We start from the raw sequence: 23,615 nt of genomic DNA, 5'->3' as shown, positions 1-23,615 counted from the left end.
CTCTGATAAATATCGGTGAATTTTTTAAGCTATGGTAATCTGTATCTCAATATTAATTACAAATATTCGCAGGTGGTATTTTGACAATTGGCGACTACACATGCCATGTAAACAATTTTCAGACATTTCTATCTTAACGCGCAATTTATTTGTATATCTAAAAGTTTCTATTTTACCGATTTATTCCGTATTACTATATATTTTATATCTTAAAGGCATATTATTCTCAAATAAATATTTATTATTCAGATAATAGCTTATAATTAAAACAATTGACAGAAAATAAATAGAAATATTTATCAATACATAAATGGTACTCATTATCATGTTACTGAATAGCATGATATTGTATTTTACAACTATCCCTGATAGCACATCATGGCTTAACACAGGAAATAATGGATGGATGCTAACCGCTTCCACTCTGGTTGGGCTTATGAGCATACCCGGACTGGCTATATACTACGCAGGATTGACAAAAAGGAAATATATGGTAAATGCGATGATGATGGCTTTATACGCTTTTGCCGCAGTTCTTATAATATGGATTCTGGCTGGTTATAATTTTGGATTTGGCACATCAAGTTTGTTGAAAATAGACGGATATTACATTTTTGGAATTCCATCACCTGCAGGTGCAGGGTCATTTATATCTGGCCAGGCCATAGTTGGGCCTTTAAAAGATGCATTAACAATACCAAATTCAACGGTTATGTTTTTCCAGTTTGTATTTGCCGCTATTACGCCCATCCTATTGCTGGGTGGAATTTTAGAAAGAATGAATTTCAAAGCGTGGATGATTTTTGTGCCCATCTGGTCGCTGGTAGTTTATAGCCCTGTTGCGTACTGGCTTTTTGCCGGTGGCTGGTTAAACCAGCTTGGGGCGGTAGATTTTTCCGGTGGGTATGTTATACATCTAGATGCGGGAATAGGGGCTTTAGCAGCAGCCTTTGTAATAGGTCCGAGGTTAAAAGATGAAATGAAGATGAAGGCAAATAACCTCGGATTGGTAATGCTGGGCCTGGGATTGATATGGCTGGGCTGGGACGGATTCAACGGTGGCGATCCATATGGGGCTACCATAGATGCAGGAATAGCAATAATAAATACAAATGTGGCAACAGCAGTAAGCATGATGACATGGATGTTCATGGATTTGAAGTTTTTCAAGAAGCCCTCATTAATCGGTGCATCTGTTGGAGCTATAGCGGGGCTGGTTGGAATAACACCTGCTGCAGGTTATGTTAACATTTATGGTGCAATGGTAATAGGAATAGCTACAGGAATAATACCATGGATATTTCTATATAAAATAGAGCCTAAATTCAAGGTGGATGATAGCCTGGGTGTTTTTTCATCTCATGCCGTTGCCGGGGTAGTGGGTGGATTATTAACCGGGGTACTTGCTGATCCGGTGGTAACACAGTATATTGACCCGGGATTGCGGGGCGCCTTATATGGAAATTTTTATGAGCTCGGCATACAGGCATTTGCTGCAGTTATAGTTATATTATATGTATTTGCATTGACATACGGTTTATTAAGGTTGATCGGGGTGTTTATTCCATTGCGCGAGACCAATGCAAGGCTAAAAATAGGTGATATGGCTATTCACGGAGAAGCAGGGCTTGATATCACCGGTTATCCGCCCTCACCACCAATGCACGCAATTGAACATAATAACATTCATATGGAGGGCAATGAAAAAATAGATAAAGATTAATAAGTGTAATGCCCCCAAATCTATTATATTTTATTTCCAGTATAGACAGAAATCATATTTTGATAGCTTATAATCCATACTGTATTGAATCCTCTCTTATTTTACATGTATAAATGAGACAGATGCCATTTTTTTAATCAATTTATATATTTACATCCTTCGCATTAAGGATTATGATTCCAAAAACGATGTCAACCCAACATCCTGACAATGCATTGATGCCGGAATGGAGTTCAAATAAAAATATAATTACAAATGAAGACGAAATCGAAGAAGCTTACATAGCGTATAAAAAATTAGGAATACAGGAGGTAATGTGGGATGCAGAAGGGAAAGATGTAGATACACATGTAATAAGGAAATTATTTGCAAAGGACCGCATTTTCTTTGAAAATAGCAAAATTGGGCAGGATATTTTCCTGACATACCGGGTTCCAAATCCATTAATTGAAGGGGCTGAAAGAAAAATTCTGAATGAGACTCTAAATAGCATCCCACTTAATTATGATGTTTCAAACAGGATATTCAATAATGGAATAGCTCCAATATTTGAGGTAATACTTCCCTTCACCACAGATTACAGGAGCATGCTGAATGTGGTCAAATTTTATGAAAAATGTGTGGTGGGAGCACAATCCATCAATCTTTATGACAATGTTTATTCAAAGGATGTTACAGGGGAAGTTCTTCCAGGCAAGATTAACCTGATTCCATTGATAGAAGATAAAGATTCAATATTTAATATTGAGCATATTGTTAAGGAATATCACAGGGTTATTTCTCCAGAATATATGAGAATCTTTATTGCAAGGTCAGATCCTGCAATGAATTACGGGATGATTCCTGCAACGTTGCTTGCAAAATATGCAGCGTCTAAAATGGACCAAATAAGTGAGGATACTGGAATGTCAGTATATCCAATAATCGGAGCCGGCTCTTCACCATTCAGGGGAAATCTTGGCCCTGCAAATATAAAAAGGGCACTTTCTGAATACGATCAATACTATACTTTCTCTATACAATCAGCTTTTAGATACGATTACAATGATCAGGAAGTCAAAGATTCAATTAAATTAATCAATAAACATACGCCACAGAAAGCTGAATTTATTGATATAGAAACTGAAAAAATAATAAAGGGAATTGTGGGCACATATTCTGAAAGATTTCAGAAAATTATAGAGGATATTGCACAGCCAATTAATGACATAACATTTTATCTTCCGAAGAGAAGGGAGCGGAAATTGCATATAGGGCTATTTGGATACTCCCGTAGTACAGGAAAAGCTAGTTTGCCACGTGCAATTTCCTTTGTTGGTGCTCTTTATTCAATTGGAATTCCCCCGGAGATACTTGGAATAGCTTCCTTATCGTCCCTACCGGAATCCAGTCAGGTGCTGTTAAAGAAATTATACCGTTATATGGAACAGGATATAAAAGCCAGTGCACAATACTTCAACTACGAATCACTTGACTATTTAAAAGAAATCTGGAGGGTTAGCGATAAAACTCTGGATATGATAAGGGAAGATATTAAATATGTTGAAGATAACATAGGCATTCCAACCGAAACATCATATAATGTGCAGAAACATAATTTATACACTAAATTACTGCTCATGGCATTTAAAAATAGGAAATTTGAAGAAGTTAAATCATATATTTACGAGCTCAGCCTGTTAAGAAAATTCATAGGTTAATATTTTTTCCCTGAATATTGAAATGGTTATTCGGAATAATTAAAAAGATTAATAGATATCAAGGTACTTATTAATCTCCCAGTCCGTGACCTCTGACCTGAACTCGTTCCATTCATTTTCTTTGATGCGCAGCAGATTATTGAATACAGATTCACCGAATATTTTCTTCATCAATTCACTGTTGCGGAATGATTCTATAGCCTGGCCAAGTGAACCGGGCATTGACTTTATCCCATTCTTCTGCCTTTCTGCCAGATCCATTTCAAATATATTTTTCTCCATTGCTTCAGGGGGATTGGTTTTATTTTCTATACCATCAAGCCCCATGCCAAGTATTGCAGCAAATTGCAGATACTGGTTTCCAGCAGCATCAGGGAACCTTAACTCCATTCTCTTTCCCTTTGGTGGTGCAGCAGGTATTCTCACAAGTGCACTCCTGTTCCTGTTTGCCCATGCAATGTATACAGGCGCTTCATAGCCCGGTACCAATCTTTTATAGGAATTTACAGTTGATGCAAGGACAAGTGATGCATCTGCTACATTATGCAATATTCCACCAAGGTAATGCATTGCATAGTCGCTCAATCCATACTTATTGGACTCATTGTAGAAAAGGTTTTCATCACCTGAGAATATGCTCTGGTGCACATGCATTCCATTCCCATTTACACCCTTTACAGGCTTTGGCATAAATGTTGCATAATATCCATATTCATTGGCAGTTTCCTTTACAACGCTTTTTATCATAATTATTCTATCAGCCATTGTAATAGCATCTGAATACTTTACATCTATCTCATGCTGGCTGTATGCTACCTCATGGTGTGATGCCTCAGGATAGTAATGGAGGCCTTCAAGCTTCCTTATTATCTCCTGCTTTACTGTGAATGCCTTATCAAGAGGTTCTTTGTCAAAATATCCCCCATAATCGCTTGGCTCTATTGTTGGCTCACCATTCTCATCCTGCTTGAAAAGGAAATATTCAAGTTCAGGGCCTAAATAGTATGTCTTGTTTTCCTTAGTAAGCCTCTCAACCTGCTTTTCCAGTATATACCTTGGATCTCCCTCAAACCTTGTGCCATCTGAATTGAATATCTTGCACACAAACCTTGCAGTTTTCCCTGCATAGTTCTCATTGGTTAGAATGGTATAGGATGATAATTCCGGTACTGCCTTCATATCAGAATCCTCTATCTGTTTGTATCCAACAATGGAACTGCCATCAAACATAACGCCATTGTAAATAACATCCTCAAACCTGTTATGTGGTATGGTCAATGATTTAACTGAGCCAGAAATATCTGTAAATTGCAGTTGCAAAAATTCAACTTCATCTTTCTTTAACTTTTCAATAAAGGACTCTTCATCCTGCATATCACCTAATGCAAACAGGCAATAAATACTTTTACGGGGATAATCCGGATAAATGATTTTGCTTAAAATCTGTATCTTACATTAAATTGACGGAAATGCTGTATCTGTATTTTAAATGGCACTGATCTATGTTCATGTTTCACGCAACTGATTTAAATATGAATACCAGAATATGAACAAAATGACAACTTGAAAAGGTAGTGTGTTATGGAATTTTATGCGATTACTGACATTTTTATTATGGTTAAGATGTAGTTGTTCATAGAAGATAGATTGAAACATTAGATAGAATTAAAATGTAAAAATTATAATTCCCTGCAATAAGGTAGAAAGATTAAATCCTGTCAAATTCGGAAGCACAGAAAGAAAACAATATGTCATATATAGGCCTCAAGGGAAATAGAAGTAATAAAAGAGGATATTATAACTCAATAATTTCCCGGCATTATTATTGTAAATTTATCACCCAGAAATTCTGTACTATGTGTTCCCATTTCGGTATCAAATTCATTCACAATACTATTTAATTTTATTTTTTCCTGACTATTCAAATAACGGTATTCGTATTCAGGCAATTCGTGCCCTGAATAAAATTTTCTTACAAATTTTCTGGAATCGGATGGAAGAAACTTAATCATGTCTATAAAACTCATTCCCTTTAATTTATGATACTCTTTATCTGTGATCAATTCTGATTTCCTGAGTGCATTTAACATTCCATTTACAGCAGTTTCAGGAGGTTGAATGCCTATGTTCCTGCTGTTAACCTTTCCCCTTATAAAGATAGTCCCCCCTATCATTCCGGATCCTATATACCTCCCAAAATTTCTGTCACTGTTGGAAAGAACCAGCAAAGTGCCACCGGACATATATTCACCGAGATAATCATCAAATTTTCCGTTAATTACAACTACAGTAGATTTGTCCACGTATTCACGCATCTGTATGCATGCCCTATTGCCAGCATTGCCGAGCACATAAACTTTCCCTCCATTTAATGCCTGGCATAGAATATCTCCTGCATCCCCGTAGATTTTTACCATTCCTCCCCCCATAGAATCACAGCAATCATCCGCAACATTACCATAAATTGTAGAACTATTGTTTTCGTTAAGATTCATAAAGCAATTTCCCGGTGTTCCATAAATAGTTATATCTTTCTCTGAATCAGGAAAATTTATTCCTATATACCTGTGCCCGGCAACATTATTTATTGTTATGGCCTGATCTCCTTTTAATATAGCCTGGTTAAGCCTGTTGTATTCTATTGCCCTTGCATCAATCTGAAAAGAATCAGGAATATTGATTTTATTCCTATTCTCAATGCCCTTTCTCCCGGGACTTATAATGCCGCGGTTAAAGGATGCTATAAAATAAGAGTCGGGTTCCAGTGTCCATATTCTAGCATTCGGGCTAATAAGCCTGATCTGGCTTTCTTCACTGGCTATAAAGAAATTGCCATCATCCTCACCAAGTATTGCAGGCCTTAATTTTGTACGGTCTGCAATGCAAATCATATACAGGTCATTGCCATCATCATAGCCTATAACAAGTGTGTATGGCCCATCAAGGACAGCTCCCCTGTTTTTATATTTCATACTGGAATCTTCAATTTTCCCTGCCATGATTTTTACTGTTGTGATTAAATCATACTGCTTCAATAATTCCCTGAAAATATAAGCTATAACTTCGCTGTCAGTTCCCACGAAACTATTAACACCTTTTGATTTCAGAAATTCCCTGTTGGCGCCAAATGAACTGATATCACCATTATGTACTATAGCTATGTTAAATGAAGAAAATGGATGTGACCAGTATGGGAGAGAGCCCGGTGAGTTTGTTGGCTGCCTTGTATGTGCGAGCCACATGTCAGCTTCCTTTGATTCTATTGAATATTCTTTTCCCACATCATCTGGATATCCTATGCCCTTAAAAATATCAAGTGATGTGCCTGAACTGTAAATCCGGCCTGTTCCCTCCTTCCATAAAACATCGTTAACATTGTCTATGGAACTCATATCTCCAATGGAAACATCATAGCAATAGCTTTTTATGTTATTTCCATTCCTGACTTCCATTTTATTTATGCCAAAGCCATTCTGTTCCAGCAACGACCTTAATTTATGTTCATCCTCTTCATAAAACACGTTTATGCTGTAATTGTTGTTATGGTTAACATTAAAAGATGCATAGCCGGAACCCTTGTCGCTGCCACGGTACCGTATTGAATTCAGGCATTTTACCGGAATAGTTCCGGGTATTTTTTCCCTGCCATTTTTCCTCATTATTCCAAAAAGGCCACAGCTGGATGGTATATAATTCATCTGCTTCCACCCTCCTGTATATTGATAGCTTTACCTATATTACTATCAAGGTTAACAGACCTTAAGAGCTCTTTATTCCCTACAATTGAATATTGAAGATTTGATATACCCATGGCCCCGGATAACAGGGCAAGTTCTTTCCTTATTCCCATTAAAAAATTTAATGCCTTTTCATTTAGATTAGAATAATTATTTTCAAGCCCACTTTCGAATATCTTTGAAGATAATATAACAGAATCACACCCGAGGGCGAGGTACTTGATAATGTCACCAGAATTCCTGAATCTGGAGACCTCCAGGATTAAATCATAGTTTTCTCGTATTCCTTCTTTTCCCAGTATATCATTAATTTCTGTGATTTTAAGCTCTGTATACCTGTCCTCCTCCAGAATAAAGCCACCCGCATTGCGATCAAGGTTTTCTCCCGAGGCTATAAATGAATACCGGTGTTTTCCAGAATGTGTCCCATGAAAATTTATTTCGGGATTGTCCATCTCAGGATTATAATCTATTGTAACTGAACCTATAAACAATGAAGCCCATTCCAGTGCCTCCATTACATTTTTATCAGCACCATTGACATTTATTATTACGGGCATTGAAATAACAAGATCTCCTCCTGATAAATAAAAATCCAGGTTTATGTTTTCTCTGTAAGGATCTATGGAGGGCCTTGTAACCTGGGCACCGTCCAGCCTTAGCCAGTCTATTATTCTGGCAGGTTTATCAACCTCTGGAGGCGCGTTGCTTCCCATGCTGCTCATTACAGGTTCCCCCTTATTTATGAGGCTATTTAGATATTTTATGTCATATTCAAAATTTCCCTGTATAGGATCCAGGTCTACAGGATTTCCGTACCTTATTCCAAGCAATTCCATGGTTTCTCCGGAAAGATTTCTGGCTTCCAGCAAATCCCTATTGCCGGTAAGTTCTTTCATGCTGTTTATCCCCAGTTTTCCCATCATTTCAGCCATTTCACTTCTGAACCCATTTATGAAGTTCACAACACGGTTTACTGCAAAATCAATATCCAGGGATTTGCTGCTATCTGTCCTGTTAGTCAATGCAACCGGGCAATAGCCTAAATTACATTTCTTTACCATTATGCATCCCATTGCTATGAGAATAGATGTGCCAAGGCTAACAACGTCCGCACCCAGCGCGTAAAGTTTCATGGCATCTGTGGAATTTGACACTCTTCCTGCTGCTATAATGGTAAAATTTTTTCTGAGGTTTTCCTTTTTCAATATAGAATCAGCGGAAGCTACTGCAAGTTCCACAGGTATGCCCATATTGTCCCTGACTGCAACAGGGGCTGCTCCTGTTCCTGCCCCATGTCCATCGATTATAACTCCTGCAGCACCTGATCTTGCAATTCCCGTAACTATATACGGTATGTAATTGGTTGCTGCAACCTTTACAAATACAGGCTTATCAGATAATATTTTTAATGCTTCTATTCTCTGTGTCAGGTCTTCTATTGAATATATATCATGGTGTGGTGCCGGTGATATTGCATCCATATTCTCAGGTATTTTTCTTGCCAGCGATATATTATGCGTTACCTTGCTTCCAGGAAGGTGCCCTCCTATTCCGGGTTTCGCCCCCTGCCCTATTTTTATTACTATAGATGCACCCTGGTTAAGGGAGCCCGCGCTAACACCAAAACGTGCGGATGCCCACTGGACAAATATTCTTTTTGAACCGGAAACTGACCCATACAATCCGCCCTCTCCAGTACCTGCCATGGTTTCCGTGATTTCAGCTGCCTTTGCAATTGCAATATTAGGATTTCCGCTTAACGCACCGTATGACATATCTCCGAGGTATACCGGAACGGATAGTTTCATGCCGGCAAGCATAGTATCTGTTTGCATGTCCATGTTCGGAATAGCATGGGATTTATTCTCTCTGAAAACAATGTTATCAAGTATTCTCAGACTCTCATTATTTTCAACAAATATTTCAGAAGCTATTCCACTGCCTGATAATTTTCTAATATGCCCTATTTTCTGAGGAGACCAGAAATCAACTCTTTTTTGCACGGGCAATTCAATAAATTTTGATATAGTATTGTCCATATATACATGAATGATACTATCTATCTATAAGTATTTTATTATTATCAAAGAGTAATAACTTTAATACAAAAATAATTACTGGATGTAATTTGTTTCCACTATTGTATTTCCTGTGGCAGGTTACGTGCCATGGCTATGTATTATTAAAATTGATATAGACGTGTTTACTGTATTTTTAAAAAATTAAATATTAATATGTAATTACTTTATTAATGAATAATACTAACAATAAACTACTTTTAATAAATCTGATAATGTTGCTATCTGTAGCATTCACCATGAGGACTTCAACCAACATGCTTATGACAGTCGTTCCTGTATTTACTAAATATGTTATAAATGCAGATGTATTCTTTGTGGGCTTAACTGCAACCTTATACGGCATAGGGGCAATGGTTGCCAATGTCCTGATCAACGGGAGAATTAATATAGAAAAAACACCAAGGACTATAGCATTATTACTTTTAATAATGACAGTGGGCATATTCTTTTACCTGTTATCCAATAATATATACGAGGTATTGATTTTATCAACAGTAACCGGGTTATCCATGGGAGTTGTACAGCCTCTATTAATGACGGTAACAAACGTTATTGCCCCGCCGGGTAAAAGAGACAAGTACATAGCAGCGTATACAGCATCACTGTCATTGAGCTTAATATTCGGGGTTGTTATGGAAGGATTAATAACATCATCAATAAATGTCAGATATGCATTTTTAATATTTTTATTCATATCTCTACTTTCCACTGTATTGATGTTTACCCTATCAACAAGAATAAAGATGAATATGAAGAGGAAAAATAGATTAACATTTAAAGAAATACTGGGCAAGGCATCCCATTCATTAAAACAGGGAAAAGTGTTGTTTGCCCTGTTCGGCAATATAGCCTATGCATTTCCATTTATTTTGCTGATAACCTATGGGTCACTTATGGGAAAAGAATATAATGGCATAAATCCTGATATTTTCTTCTATCTTCTGGCTTTATTCTATATCGTTTCCTTCCTGACAAGGCTCGTATTATCGGTTAAAAATGTTAAAAACCATGAAATCTTAATGTATGCATCATTCGCTGCAACAATTATAGGATATTTGCTACTGGGTATTGATGCAGGCATAATAATGTTCATAGGGTCATTGTTAATACTTGGATTTCCACATGGTTCAATATACCCAACAGCAAGCTATTATATCGCATCAAGTGTGGAACTGGAAGACCTTAATGTTGTTTATTCGGTTTTTATATTGATAATGGATGTTATAATATTTCTAATACCCTTTGTATTCGGGATAATTTCAACAATATACAGCATAAGAATAGCTATATATTTGACGGCAGTACCAATGGGGCTATTGCTGTTAACATCCGTATTCTTTAATATAAAGGACAATAGAGCAATTAAAAACACACCGGTAACGCAATAATTATCTTTAAATTGCAGGGAGGCCATTAATATTTTGTAAATTGTAATAAATTTACAAATCCATCTACCAGAAGGAAAGCCACTGAGTTTACGATGTGGATGAATTTCTGGAAATAAAGAAATAAATGGAAATAATTTATATATTGAATTGATATAATAAAATTAATAGAAGAAAGTATGATAGAAACAAAGAGAAATAAAATTAAAAATTCATTAAGAATAACAAGAGAAAGAAGAAAAACACAGGATGTAATAATACTTAAACTAAAAATAGACAATGATAAATTAAATAATAATACTATAAAGGCATTAAACACAATCTTTTTAGAAGCTAAATGGCTATATAATTATATTTTAGACAAAGAATTCAACAATGATATTTTTAATATAGATCCTAAAATAAAGAATGTAAATGTATATGTTAAAGACCATTATGAAACAAGGAAATTAAAATATTTATCATCACAGATGAAGGAGGAAATTATTAACAGGGCAATGGACAATATAAGAGGATTGCATAAATTAAAAGAAAAGGGCTCTAAAGTTGGAAAATTGAAGTTTAAATCATTTATAACATCAATACCATTGAATCAATATACTATAACATATAAAATAATAAATAATAATTATATTAAAATACAGAATATAAAGCAGTTATTAAAAGTAAATGGCTTAGATAACTTAGAATGCTATTATGAACCGGCAAGTGCATTGTTAATCAATAAAAACAATAATTATTATATTTACATAACAGCATACAAAAATAAATACATTTTAGAAAAACCTGTTAATAATCAAAAAATATTATCATTTGACTTAGGAATAAAGAACCAGTTAACATGCTCTAATGGCTTAATATTAAACTATAATATACCAAAATCCAAAAAAGAAATAAGATTGCAGAGGTCATTGTCAAGAAAAGCTAAATATGTAGAAGGAACTAAAAAACTCAGTAGAGAGCAATCCAAGAATTATTATAAAAACAAAAATAAATTAAACAGAGAACAGAATAAGACAACGAACAAAAGAAAAGACACTATTAACAAAATAACCCATTATCTGACATCCAATTATGATATAGTAGTAACACAGAATGACAATATAAGAGGATGGAAGCATCTCTTTGGTAAAAGGATAGAGTCTACAGGTATAGGTGGGATAATAGATGCACTTAAACATAAGGCATCAACACTTATACTTATAGATCGTTTTATTTCTACTACAAAGGAATGCTCTAATTGCCATAATAAATATAATATAAAATTAGATGAAAGAATATACAATTGCCCTAATTGTGGTTTTATTATAGATAGGGATTATAATTCTGCATTAAATGATATGTATTATGGAATAATAAAATTAAATGAATTATTAAAAATTAAAAATAGAAAATTAAATAATTATTTTAAGAAATATAATATAAATTTAAATGTACCTATGGAGCGTAGGGAACTAACGCCTGTGGAGATTATTGCCTCTGGCTTTGAAGGGCCTAATGTAAGCCCCTATGTGAAGTTAAGCATGGTCAATGAAGCAGGAAGCCTATATGCTTTAGCATGAGGTAGTTCACAATAATAGTTACGATCAATCAATAGAAATCAGGTAACAATTTCATATCATGACTGGCCATTGATTCCAGGAATTTTTTTGTAATCATATATTATAATAAAAAATAATACTATAACCGGAAAAGCAAAAAATAGAAAAGTATCCCTTAAACCTATTGTATATACCATTAATCCTGAAATTGATGGCACAATAACAGCAATTAACATCATTATTGCATAAAAATATGTATTGGCTATAGATATTTCATCTTCATCAAATGACCTCGATAATGCGGTAAGGGATGTGGGATATGTTAGGCCATGTGGTATTCCGAGAAAACATATGATAATAAAATAAACAATTAAATTATTTGAAAAATATATCATTATTAATCCGATGATTGTTATTGAAATTGAAATTATAGTGGTAAAATATAATTTTTTTAAATGTTTATATGATAAAATAAGCCTTGAAATAAATGATAAGGCAAAGAAACCTGCGAGTAATATCTCGATAAATGAATAGGGAGCATTGAATTCTGCCTTCGCAAAAATACCACCGAATGTCAGGATTAATGCAAACGGGGTGTCATATGAAATATTATTGAAAATTGATAATTGAAATCCTTTATTTTTAAAAACATTTATTTTCTTTTTTCTTTCATTTCTATTTTCTTCTGGAAATTTGATTTTAAACGATAACGCAACTGCTAGAATACCGAAAGGTATAAAAAATAAAAACAGCTGGTATAAATTAAAATATAACAACAGGTATGATTCCAATAAAGGCCCTGCTATTAAGCTTGTACTTAAAGACAGTGTGTATAATGCCAGCGTTCTTTCCCTTATTTTTTTATCCTTTATTGTTCCGGTAGAGCTTATTATATTGGGCATAACAGTTCCGAAAAAAAATCCAGATATTATAACAAAAACCCATATACTGTAGCGATTTGAAAAATAAAATAAAGGCAAAAATATTAAATAAATTATAATCGATGTAATAAATAATTTCCTTCTGTTTTCACTGCACAATTTTGAATTTATAAGAGCACTCATTATTCCCGCGCTTCCTACTGCCAGTGCTCCCAGTATTCCAATTTCTACGCTGTTGAAATTCAGGTAATATTTAGAAATTAACGGTATTGTAGTAAGTATTAAATTATTGTTTATCCGGGTGGAAAAAGTTATTACAATTACTATTGTGATATATAGGATTATGTTATTATTTTTATTATTGGAAAACACGCGCATATATTATTAATTTACAAATCGTTAATAAAATTTAGGTCATTCCAGGGTTTCTACAACATAATTATGTATAAATATAACCATCTGTTATCAATAAATTTGATTGTAAAACATGAAGTATACCAACTTTGTATAAATGCATAATATCAGGGATTTGGGGAATGTATTTTCTCTTTTTATTGCAGTTCCATGTGATTAACAGGCGTTTTATAGACAATAGGTAAATTTTTATACTTACTATGGTTAAATATTAATGAAAATTTCAGATAAGACAGCTATGAAAATATCCGGGCTTGTGTTATTTGCAGGCGCTGCCCAGTTTTTTCTACTGGTGCTAATTGCGGAGGCTTTATACCCTCACTACAGCGTTGCTAATAATTATATCAGCGACCTCGGAGTTGGAAGCACGGCATATATATTCAATACATCTATTGTTCTACTGGGAATTGCAATAATTATTTCTGCTGCCTTTCTGCTAAAGTTCTCAAAACCTTTGCGCATTGTTCTTATTCTGGCAGGCATCGGAGCTATGGGCGTGGGAATATTTCCAGAAACCACCGGGGCTATACATCTTTATTCTTCTCTTCTGGTTTTCTTTATGGCTTCAATTGCAACATACTTTATACTATGGAGATTAAAGAACATTATATCGGTTTTCTGGGCTATTCTGGGAACAATAGCTCTGATTGCCCTGGTTCTTTATGCTACGGGAATTTACCTTGGATTGGGGGTAGGTGGAATGGAAAGGCTCATAGTGTATCCAGATATTTTATGGGCTTTAGGGTTCGGAGGATGGATAGTTGCAAAGTATGGGGAAGACTGAAATTATTTATGTTGATCCAGGCTAGCATATTTCCACCCACCTTTAAATAAATATCATTTTTAGTATATTGAATAGCGAAAAGTAAATTCATATTTAATTATGAATATATATAATACTTCCATGGCACATACCATGTTGCAAAAATTCTAAATAGAATGGGCAAGCATCATGCCAAAATAAATTTCAACATAATGGTAATCAAGCCTCATTTTCCTTCCAGATGCCTGCAATATTCCATACATTACCATAAGATTCCAGAAACTGTCAGGTTTTCCTGTATCTATAATTTCCTGTTCAATTTTATATAAAGCCTCAAAAGATCCTGTTTCGAAGCAATGTTTTACGGTATTTTCATACTTTTCTGCATTCTGCGAGTATCCATATGGCCCCTTATCCGAGTGTGTATGAGCCTGATCTGCACTTATTATTATGCTCACTTTCTTATTGTATGCCTGAACAGTATTGTAAAGTGATTTTCCAAAGTTTATTAATCTACCTCTGTCATTAATCCTTGACTGCCCGATAAGTACTATATTTCTCTGCTTGAAGAAAGAAAGTGGTATGCTTGAACCAAAATCAAGGGGAAATACCGAAATATCCCCTGAATATGTTATAAATCTTAATTCTTCTGTTGTGTCCCGGGTGGATTTTATGATATCTTCAGTAAGTTTTCTCTCATTCTGCACTTTAAAATCAAGATATGTATTCTTTAATTGTGTATCAGCCTTAAAGTATTCTGTATTCACAACAGCTATATTTTTTGAAAGATTTACGCCGTGGGGCGAGAGGATGACCAGCACATCTGAGCTGTCATTTTCGGTAAGTTCTTTCAAGGCATTGCTTAATTTCCTGCTATCTTCGTCCGGTATATCTATAAGTTCATCTCCATGTGGAATCATATAAATATTGTTGAGAACCATACTGTATAATATAATGCTATTATTTATTATTATACCGGTTATTAATTGGATAGATCCCAATTCAATAGTAACAAAGGTGGTAAAATATCAGGACTGCCGAAGGATGGAATATTAAGAAAACACCAGCAGGAAATCAGAACAATCACGCATTAAAGTAATGAACCAATTTTCGATTCAATCACAAAATACTTATTCTAACTATTACTATAAAAATATGAAAATTGTTGATTTAAAATCTTATATAATAAAAAACACATGGAAAAAATGGGTTTTTATAGAAATCATAACTGACAATGGGGAAAATGGCTATGGAGAGGCAACTGTATACAACAGCCAGTTTGCAGTGGTTAACCATATAAAAGACATTAAAAAATTTATTGTAAATAAAGACCCATTTAAAGTGAGGGAATTGGTAAATGAATGGTTTACATCATCCTTTAACAGGAACCGGGACATAGTAAATATGTCACTGATCAGCGGTGTTGAATCTGCATGTTTCGATTTGATAGGCAAGCATTTTGGCTCTACAATTTACAATCTGTTCGGTGGCCCTGTTAGAAACAAAATAAAGGTGTATGCAAATGGCTGGTATACAAATATAAATAACATTGAAGACTGGGGGAAAGAAGCCAGGAAGGTGATAAATAAAGGCTATAAGGCTTTAAAGTTTGACCCATTTGGTGGTGGTTCTGGATTCTTAGAATACGACGAATTTAAAAAATCTATGGAAATAATACAGATTGTCCACGGTGTTGTTGGAGATAACACTGAAATGCTGATTGAGGGGCACGGGAGATTTAACAGGTCTACAGCCATGAAAATAGGCAAGGAACTTGAAAAATATCCTAATATTGAGTGGTTTGAAGAACCTGTTATACCCGAGGATATCGACGGCATGGCTATGCTGTCAAAGTTCTTAAAAATTCCAATTGCTGCAGGTGAAAGGTTGATAACATCGTATGATTTTACGCAATTATTTAAATCAAATTCTATCAGCATAGCACAGCCAGACCTGATAAATACAGGTGGCATCATAGAATTGCTGAAAATAGGCGCAATGGCAGAGGCCAACAACATTTCAATAGCACCACATCAGGCTGAAGGCCCATTGAATACATTTACAACCCTGAATATAGATGCTTTGATGAATAACCTGAAAATACAGGAAATGTTTGATGAATTTGCATATCCTGCCTGGATTGGCGATATAGTTGATACTGTACCTGAAGTTAAAAACGGATATGTGGAACTGCCCGAAAAACCCGGAATAGGAATAAATCTTAAGGATAAAATTAATAATTATATTGCAGACGAAAACGATACTGATTTTAACCTATTCTCAGAAGGTTGGGAAAAGAGAGGTTTTAAATAAATTCTCCTTCGAAAGATTTTATATGTACTATATAATCATTTATTTATGCAAGCAATAACGGTAAAACCGCCTGAAGCAGGAATAACTTTTCAAAATTTAAATTATAAAAGTAATGGAATTAAAATAAAAATTCTGGAAAATGGCATATGTGGCACTGATAGGGAAATAGTAAAAGGGCAGTTGAATTCCGCAGCTCTGCCACCCCAATCCGATTATCTGATTTTAGGGCACGAAGCCATAGGCACTGTGGTGGAGGATGGAAATATATTCAAAAAAGGAGATATAGTAATGCCTGTAAACAGGAGGGGATGTGGGAAATGTCTGAATTGCCTGGTTGGAAGGCCTGATTTCTGTGAAACGGGAAATTTTGTTGAGGCAGGAATAAAAGGCATGAATGGGTTTATGAGTGAATATATATACGATGATGAGAAATATTTAGTGAGGGTTCCTGCCGATATAAAAAATATGGCTATATTAGCCCAGCCACTGGCTGATCTGGAAAAATCAATGGATGAGATTATCAATATACAGAAAAGGATGATATGGAAATGCAATGACAATACCTTTCACTGCCGCAATGCACTGGTAATAGGAACAGGGACAATAGGCATATTGTTTTCACTGCTTTTAAAAACATATGGGTTTAGTGTAACAATAGCAAACAGAAGATATGCACATGAAAAGGAATCAAAAATATTTAATATAGCAGATATCAAATATTATAATTCAGCTAACGGGTATAATTTTGAAAATAATTCATTTGATTTAATAATAGAAGCATCAGGTTCCTCTGCAGATGTAATATCGGAAACAATGGGCCTTCTCAAAAACAATGGAATATTTGGATTATTCGGGTTTATAAGGTCGGGGGAACTCAGTATAAATAGCCATATGCTGCAGGATTTTGTTTATAAATCAATTGCAATGGTAGGGCTGATAAACGGTCAGAAGCCACATTTTGAAATGGCAACGGATCATTTAATGCAATGGAAATCTATGTATCCGGGAATAGAAAAACTATTGATAACAGATGAAATTCAAATATCAGATAGGGAGAAAATAACCACTGCATTGACTGAAAAATCTAAAGATGAAATAAAAACCAGAATATTATGGGATTAATTCCAACTATTTGATTGACAACTTCCATAATTTCCCTATTTATTAGTGTAGATGATATTATTTATGAATCGATTATAGGTACACAAGGTGTTTTTCTGTGATAGTTTCTAGTGTTAAATGCAATTAAGCAGGAATAGCTATAATAGGTTACAGTAAGTGGCCCCTGGCTGTAAGCTTCTGCATCAAAATACTGAAATTAAAATGAAGAAGTAGAAAATAACATAATATGCTCCGGGGAATGTCTTATTACAGCTTCCCGTAGTTTAAACATGTTTTAGCGATTCAACATTCCTGAATTTTACGATAAATATTATGCAGGCCACGAATCCGGTAAAAGTAGTAAAAAGCCATATTTCGGAGGGTATGGTAAAAATTGTAAACGCCGCCCCTCCAAGGGTTGGTCCGATAGCTCTCCCGACACTTAAAAACGCATTGTATATTCCCATATTTTTCCCAATATTTTCCGGTTTTGAAACTGCCGAAACCATGGAATATCCTACAGGGAATGCAAAATCTTCTCCGATTGTAAGTACAATTGTGGAAATAATCATTCCTATAATTCCAGTATCGAATGCATATGAAAAGAAGCCAAATGAATAAATGAAAGACCCTATTGCGAAGGATGCAAAGTTTCCTATTTTTCTGATAATTTTATATATGAATCCCTGCAATACTATTACAAATATCCCATTTGTGAGGTATACTATTCCAAGCTGGTAGATTTTAATAGATCTGAATATAGTTGCATAATTGGTAAGTGTAACAGTTTCCTGGGACTGGACAACAAAAAGCAGAAGTGCAATTAAAGATAACTGGATAAGCCATGTGTTGCTGGTAGTCAATGGCACCTTTCCAATTTTTTCATCATATTTTACATTCCTTAGGAACAGACTAATTCCCAGTGAAATTATGCCCATAATAAGCCCGAATACAAAAAGCAGGTGATACCCTCCAAATGATTCAATAAACCCACCTATTGCAGGGCCAAAACCCCATCCTATGTTATTCCCAACCCTCAGTATAGAAAATCCTTTAAGCTGGATATCAGAAGAACGCGATATAAGTGCATTGGAAGCAGGAGACATTATCGCATTTGCAATCATGAACATTATAAAAGCAACAGGATACAGAAAAGCTGAGAGCGAAACTCCAGGAACAAAACTTAGAACTGCATATATAACAACTGAAATTGAAAAAGAGAAAATCATAGTTTCCTTGTGACCTACCCTGTCAGATATTGCACCTCCATAAATATTGACAAGGGCTGCTATAAAGCCTCCGGCGGTAAATATTATGCCAACATATAGAAGTGATATTTTCAGGATATCATGCATATACAGGGAACTATAAATCCATATTGATGAATAGCCAAAACCTCTTACAGTAGAGGCGCCCGTTATTAGTGGAACATTCCTTTCAGCCATGTCCGCAGAGATTCAATTCCATAATATATACTGTTTGTTGACTCAGTGCCATAATTGTTACGGTTAAATATGCGATATATGGCATAGGAAAAACATACTAATGTTATTCTATTTAAATGTGAGAATTACCATGTTCCCAAAAGTATTTCAGATACTATATAGTTATAGAATTGCCTTAACGTCTTGTATCAACTGATACTGAATTATAGAGAGGATTAATTCAATATCTCTGGTAAATATATTATATGTATAGTGATCTTAATATTAAATGGTAAAAATTGGCAATATTCTTCATATTACTTAGCTTCTTCCTGATTATGTATCATATGTTGCGATGAAATTATGTGCAATAATTTTTAATCTAATTATAGTATAATAATATCCATCACTGTTCCATGTTTAAGTTATTATCTTTTTCTTAATTTCATTTTTTACGATTAAATACGGGAGATTTCTGTGTATTGGAAAATTGTTCATTTAATTTTACAATGGCCCTTATGACGCCTAGATGTGTAATTGCCTGAGGGAAATTTCCAAGGAAATCATGTGTTTGCAAATCAATTTCTTCAGAAAATAGCATTAAATGATTTGATAAATTTAATACTGTTTCCAGGGCGTTTTTCGCTTCCTTTATTTTTTTCATTTTTATCAGGTCTTCGATATACCAGAATGACAGCAATAAAAATGCATTATCGTCCCCCTTTAATCCATCATCCTCATTATATCTTTTAAATAAGTAATTATTATGCATTAAGTCAGTTTCTATTTTTTTTAAAGTTCCCGTTATTCTATAATCATTAACCGGTAGAAAATCTGTTAATGGAATTCTGAGAAGTGAAGCATCCACGTTAGTTGAGCCATAATACTGTGTGAATGAATTAATTTCGCTATTAAAACCATTTTTCAATATATCATTTTTTATTTCATTTTCTATCTGTTTCCACTCATTATATGGTGCAGAATAACCTAATGTTTTACCCATTATTATTGCCTCATGAAATGCGGTCCAGGATATAATTTTTGAATAAACATACTGCTTTGGTTCCGTTCTAAATTCCCATATTGATGAATCCGGATACTTCCAAATTGGTTTTAATGAATTTAATATGGAAAGAACAAAATCCCATAACTGTATAGTTACCATACCTCCAGCCAAATTAAACTGGTAAATTGCATTTATAATCGAACCGAATTGATCCAGTTGTAATTGATCTACTGCTTTATTGCCAACACGCACCGGACCCGAATTCATATATCCGGAATAATTTATTATCTTTTCATCGGTAGTATCTGAGTCATCAATAGAATATATAGTCCTTAGTTTCTGGTCCCTATTTATTCTATCCAGTAAATCATAGAGAAATTTTGTTGCCTCGTCATTCAATCTGATCAGTGATAATGCTTCTATCACATAAGCAGTATCCCTTATCCATGTAAACCGGTAATCCCAGTTTCTTTCACCGCCAATGGATTCGGGTAAACTTGATGTTGGGGCTGCTACCATCATGCCAGTGGGTTCATAGAATAGACCCTTCAGTACCAGTGCCGATCTCACAATATATTTGTGATACAATCCCTGATAATAAATAGTATTCGACCAATTTTTCCAGTAATTTCTTGTGTACTCCAGCAATTTATATGATTTGTACTCATCAACGTTGCTCAGATGGTTAATGTCTGTTGATATTACAATCCACTGAAATGAACCTTTGTTTAACTTTATATTATCATTGTAAACCATTGTTTTATTTTTATTTAACCTAAAATTTGTTGATATTCCCACATTCCTTTCTGTTCTATGAAATAAGTACCCATTTTTATCTTTTTCAATAGAAGGTATTTCCTGCCCATAGTTAAAGGACGGTTTAAAATATAATTTTATGGTGACGTCATCCAATGCTTCAACAAATCTATGTATTTCCGGAAAATTCGTAGTTGAAAACTTTGATGCAGGCAAAAAATCAGTTAACTTCAAGATTATATTATTGTCTTTTATGAATTCAGTAATCAATATATTTGTAAATTCCTCGTAATATTGATTAATTGTTGTGTTGCACAATGGCTTCAACATTAAATAGCCGCCCTTTTTATAATCTAATATGGAATCAAAAATTGGTACAGAATTAAAATTTGGAAAGCATGCCCAGTCAATGGTACCATCAGCACCTATCAAAGCAGCGGTCCTGTTATTGAATATTATGCCATGGTTTTGAATTTTTAAATAATTATTATTTGTTTCTTCAGGGGAATTCGTAACGTTGCTAGTAACAACCATTTATAGATAATTTAATAAAAATATTAATAGATATCCTTTCCATATTTTCATAGAGTTGATTTATTGATAGGTTTTTGAATTGCGTTTAAAAGCAAACTTACCTTCTGGTATTTATCCTGTCATAATTATTTATAGTCTTATTTTAAATTTTTATGTATTATATTTTTTCGGCTTTAACTTTGTATAATGATTTTAACCATAACTTTATTACAGCAATGATCAGGAAATATTAATTGAACTTTGTGGTTTCACAACCACCGGGCAGAGCTATGTGTATGCTTATTTGTAATTGAAACGTTTACATGCATATATATTTATATTATTAATATATATTTTGGAATGATGCCTGCAATAAAGACTTTAAAAGGGGATAATTATACAAAAATTATAATAAACAATGATGAGCCCTTAATCAATTTTAATAGTGATGATTTAAAGGAGAGTAATAATACTATTTTTGATATATCCTGTGAAGATCAGTATATAATTTTAAAGAAAAAATTAACACAAAATGAGAAAATTGTAGGATTAGGAGAAAAAGCATACAGTGTATTAAAAAACAGGCATAAGTTCACAATGTACAACTCAGACCCAAATGGTTACAAAAGATATGATGACCCTTTATATTTATCCATACCATTTTTAATCTCCATTTCTGAAAATATAAGCGGGATATTCATAAACTCTGTCTCAAAAATTGATATAGACATCGGAATAAAAGAATATGATAAGTTAACAATTAAAATATACAATAAATCCTGTGAAATATATATTTTCGAGTCTAATAATTTTGATGATTTATATAAGAAATTTACGGGTTTAATTGGCAAAACATTTATGCCACCGTTATGGGCTATAAAACATCAAATATCAAGATATAGTTATTATCCAGAAGAAGAAGTTTATAGTATAATAGATAACTATAAAAAATATATAGACGTTTCTGCTATTTATTTAGATATTGATTATATGGACAAATTTAAAATATTTACATTTGATAAAAATAAATTCCCGGACAATAAAAGATTATTAGATAACTTGCATAAAAGGGATGTAAAATTGGTAACAATAATTGACCCGGGCGTTAAAATTAGCCAAGATTATAATGTTTTTAAAAATGGCTTAGGCCATTATATAGAAAACAAAAACGGTGAAATATACACATCAAATCTATGGCCTGGAAATTCAGCCATGCCAGATTTTTTTAACCAAGATGCTATTAAATGGTGGAAAGGGGAAATTAAACATTTTATGAAAAATACAGATGGCATATGGCTGGATATGAATGAGCCTTCTTTGTTCAATGAGTTTAAAACTATACAGCCGGATGCTCTGCATAACATAGACAATAAAAAAATAGAACATAGATACTTACATAATGCGTATTCATATTTCCAGGTGAAAGCCACATATGAGGCAATGAAAGAGATAAAAGATGACGTTTTCATCGTCTCAAGATCGGGTTATGCCGGTATTGAAAAATATGCTGCAGTCTGGACCGGTGACAATACTTCAAGCGAAGACGATTTAAAATTGCAAATTTCAATGGTAGTGTCTTTAAATTTATCAGGGGTAAGTGTATGTGGTTGTGACCTCGGTGGATTCATGGGAGAATCATCGCCTGAACTGATCAGCAAATATTATAAAATGGCATTACTATTTCCATTTTATAGAAACCACAAAGATAAATTTTCAAATGATCAGGAAATATTTAAGTTACCAGAATTTTATAGAGACCAGATCGTAGAATCTATTAATAAAAGATATGAATTAATTGATTATATATATTCAATAATATATGAATCACATTTATATGGATTTCCTGTTATTAAACCACTATTTTATTATGATTTTAATGACATGAATGCATATTATATAGATGATGAATACATCATAGGTAATTTGTTGTATGCACCACAAATTTATGGCAATGAAAGACAATTATATATCCCATCAGGAAGCTGGTTAAATATAAACAATTCTTCTATTATTTCAGGAAACCAGTATATTAAAAGTGATGAAAAATATCCCTTATATCTAAGAAAGAATTCTATGTTACTTATAAAAAATAAATTAATTGTTTTCGGAAAATCAAAGATGATATTATTTAAAAACAATAAAGAGATAAATATAGAATTTGATGGAAAAGAATTAAAAAGCAGTATAGCATTAGATTATGAGGTTGTTTATTTTTAATAGTAATGTGATATCATACTTTAATAACTTGTGGCTTTAAATATATCTATACATTTA

Annotated in this window: 15 protein-coding genes; 8 read left to right on the top strand and 7 right to left on the bottom strand. The window is 33.8% G+C overall.

Translation table 11 applies throughout. The features are described 5' to 3' along the window. The first annotated feature begins 325 nt into the window (after window positions 1-325). On the top strand, window positions 326-1,723 hold the full coding sequence (locus fad_RS05150; protein ID WP_081143161.1) for an ammonium transporter: 1,398 nt from the start codon (window positions 326-328) through the stop codon (window positions 1,721-1,723). A 173-nt stretch (window positions 1,724-1,896) separates the two neighbouring features. Next, complete coding sequence (ppcA, locus tag fad_RS05145; RefSeq protein WP_081142409.1) at window positions 1,897-3,423, top strand: phosphoenolpyruvate carboxylase; 1,527 nt, start codon at window positions 1,897-1,899, stop codon at window positions 3,421-3,423. 48 nt (window positions 3,424-3,471) lie between these two features. On the opposite strand, the gene glnA is transcribed toward ppcA, so the two are convergent. The 3 genes from glnA to fad_RS05130 all read right to left on the bottom strand — a co-directional run bounded on the left by glnA (window position 3,472) and on the right by fad_RS05130 (window position 9,202). Then, complete coding sequence (glnA, locus tag fad_RS05140; RefSeq protein ID WP_081142407.1) at window positions 3,472-4,797, bottom strand: type I glutamate--ammonia ligase; 1,326 nt, start codon at window positions 4,795-4,797, stop codon at window positions 3,472-3,474. Between the two features lie 428 nt (window positions 4,798-5,225). After that, window positions 5,226-7,121: a class II glutamine amidotransferase gene (locus tag fad_RS05135; protein ID WP_081142405.1), complete on the bottom strand. Its 1,896-nt coding sequence runs from the start codon at window positions 7,119-7,121 to the stop codon at window positions 5,226-5,228. After that, window positions 7,118-9,202 (bottom strand): FMN-binding glutamate synthase family protein, encoded by a 2,085-nt coding sequence (locus fad_RS05130; RefSeq protein ID WP_081142403.1) that lies wholly within the window; start codon window positions 9,200-9,202, stop codon window positions 7,118-7,120. The genes fad_RS05135 and fad_RS05130 overlap by 4 nt, the downstream gene beginning before the upstream one ends. Before the next feature lie 212 nt (window positions 9,203-9,414). On the opposite strand from fad_RS05130, the gene fad_RS05125 reads away from it, so the two are divergent. Both fad_RS05125 and fad_RS05120 read left to right on the top strand, forming a co-directional pair. After that, a complete protein-coding gene (locus fad_RS05125; RefSeq protein WP_081142401.1) occupies window positions 9,415-10,632 on the top strand; it encodes an MFS transporter in 1,218 nt (405 codons plus the stop codon). 176 nt (window positions 10,633-10,808) lie between these two features. Then, complete coding sequence (locus fad_RS05120) at window positions 10,809-12,191, top strand: RNA-guided endonuclease InsQ/TnpB family protein (protein WP_081142399.1); 1,383 nt, start codon at window positions 10,809-10,811, stop codon at window positions 12,189-12,191. A gap of 56 nt (window positions 12,192-12,247) precedes the next feature. On the opposite strand, the gene fad_RS05115 is transcribed toward fad_RS05120, so the two are convergent. Further along, window positions 12,248-13,429, bottom strand: coding sequence for an MFS transporter (locus fad_RS05115; RefSeq protein WP_081142397.1), 1,182 nt, complete (start codon window positions 13,427-13,429; stop codon window positions 12,248-12,250). Between the two features lie 250 nt (window positions 13,430-13,679). On the opposite strand from fad_RS05115, the gene fad_RS05110 reads away from it, so the two are divergent. Then, window positions 13,680-14,249 (top strand): DUF998 domain-containing protein, encoded by a 570-nt coding sequence (locus fad_RS05110; protein ID WP_081142395.1) that lies wholly within the window; start codon window positions 13,680-13,682, stop codon window positions 14,247-14,249. Window positions 14,250-14,395: 146 nt separating this feature from the next. Here fad_RS05110 and fad_RS05105 read toward each other — a convergent pair whose 3' ends face one another. Next, window positions 14,396-15,169, bottom strand: a complete 774-nt coding sequence (locus tag fad_RS05105; RefSeq protein ID WP_081142393.1) for a DODA-type extradiol aromatic ring-opening family dioxygenase — start codon at window positions 15,167-15,169, stop codon at window positions 14,396-14,398. A gap of 214 nt (window positions 15,170-15,383) precedes the next feature. On the opposite strand from fad_RS05105, the gene fad_RS05100 reads away from it, so the two are divergent. Together fad_RS05100 and fad_RS05095 are read left to right on the top strand one after the other, a co-directional pair. Beyond that, on the top strand, window positions 15,384-16,541 hold the full coding sequence (locus fad_RS05100; protein ID WP_236940551.1) for a mandelate racemase/muconate lactonizing enzyme family protein: 1,158 nt from the start codon (window positions 15,384-15,386) through the stop codon (window positions 16,539-16,541). A gap of 45 nt (window positions 16,542-16,586) precedes the next feature. Then, entirely contained in the window at window positions 16,587-17,663 is a 1,077-nt protein-coding gene (locus fad_RS05095; RefSeq protein WP_081142389.1) for a glucose 1-dehydrogenase, read from the top strand. A 263-nt stretch (window positions 17,664-17,926) separates the two neighbouring features. On the opposite strand, the gene fad_RS05090 is transcribed toward fad_RS05095, so the two are convergent. Both fad_RS05090 and fad_RS05085 read right to left on the bottom strand, forming a co-directional pair. Further along, the gene (locus fad_RS05090; RefSeq protein ID WP_081142387.1) at window positions 17,927-19,087 is read right to left on the bottom strand and encodes an MFS transporter; all 1,161 of its coding nucleotides are present in this window, start codon (window positions 19,085-19,087) and stop codon (window positions 17,927-17,929) included. Between the two features lie 424 nt (window positions 19,088-19,511). Then, entirely contained in the window at window positions 19,512-21,362 is a 1,851-nt protein-coding gene (locus fad_RS05085; RefSeq protein ID WP_081142385.1) for a glycoside hydrolase family 15 protein, read from the bottom strand. Window positions 21,363-21,704: 342 nt separating this feature from the next. Between fad_RS05085 and fad_RS05080 the strand changes: the two genes are divergently transcribed. Continuing rightward, a complete protein-coding gene (locus fad_RS05080) occupies window positions 21,705-23,558 on the top strand; it encodes a glycoside hydrolase family 31 protein (protein ID WP_196795578.1) in 1,854 nt (617 codons plus the stop codon). Window positions 23,559-23,615 lie beyond the last annotated feature (57 nt).

Source organism: Ferroplasma acidiphilum (genome assembly GCF_002078355.1).
In the GTDB taxonomy this organism is placed as follows: Archaea; Thermoplasmatota; Thermoplasmata; order Thermoplasmatales; family Thermoplasmataceae; genus Ferroplasma; species Ferroplasma acidiphilum.
This window is presented reverse-complemented; position numbering and strand designations above follow the sequence as displayed.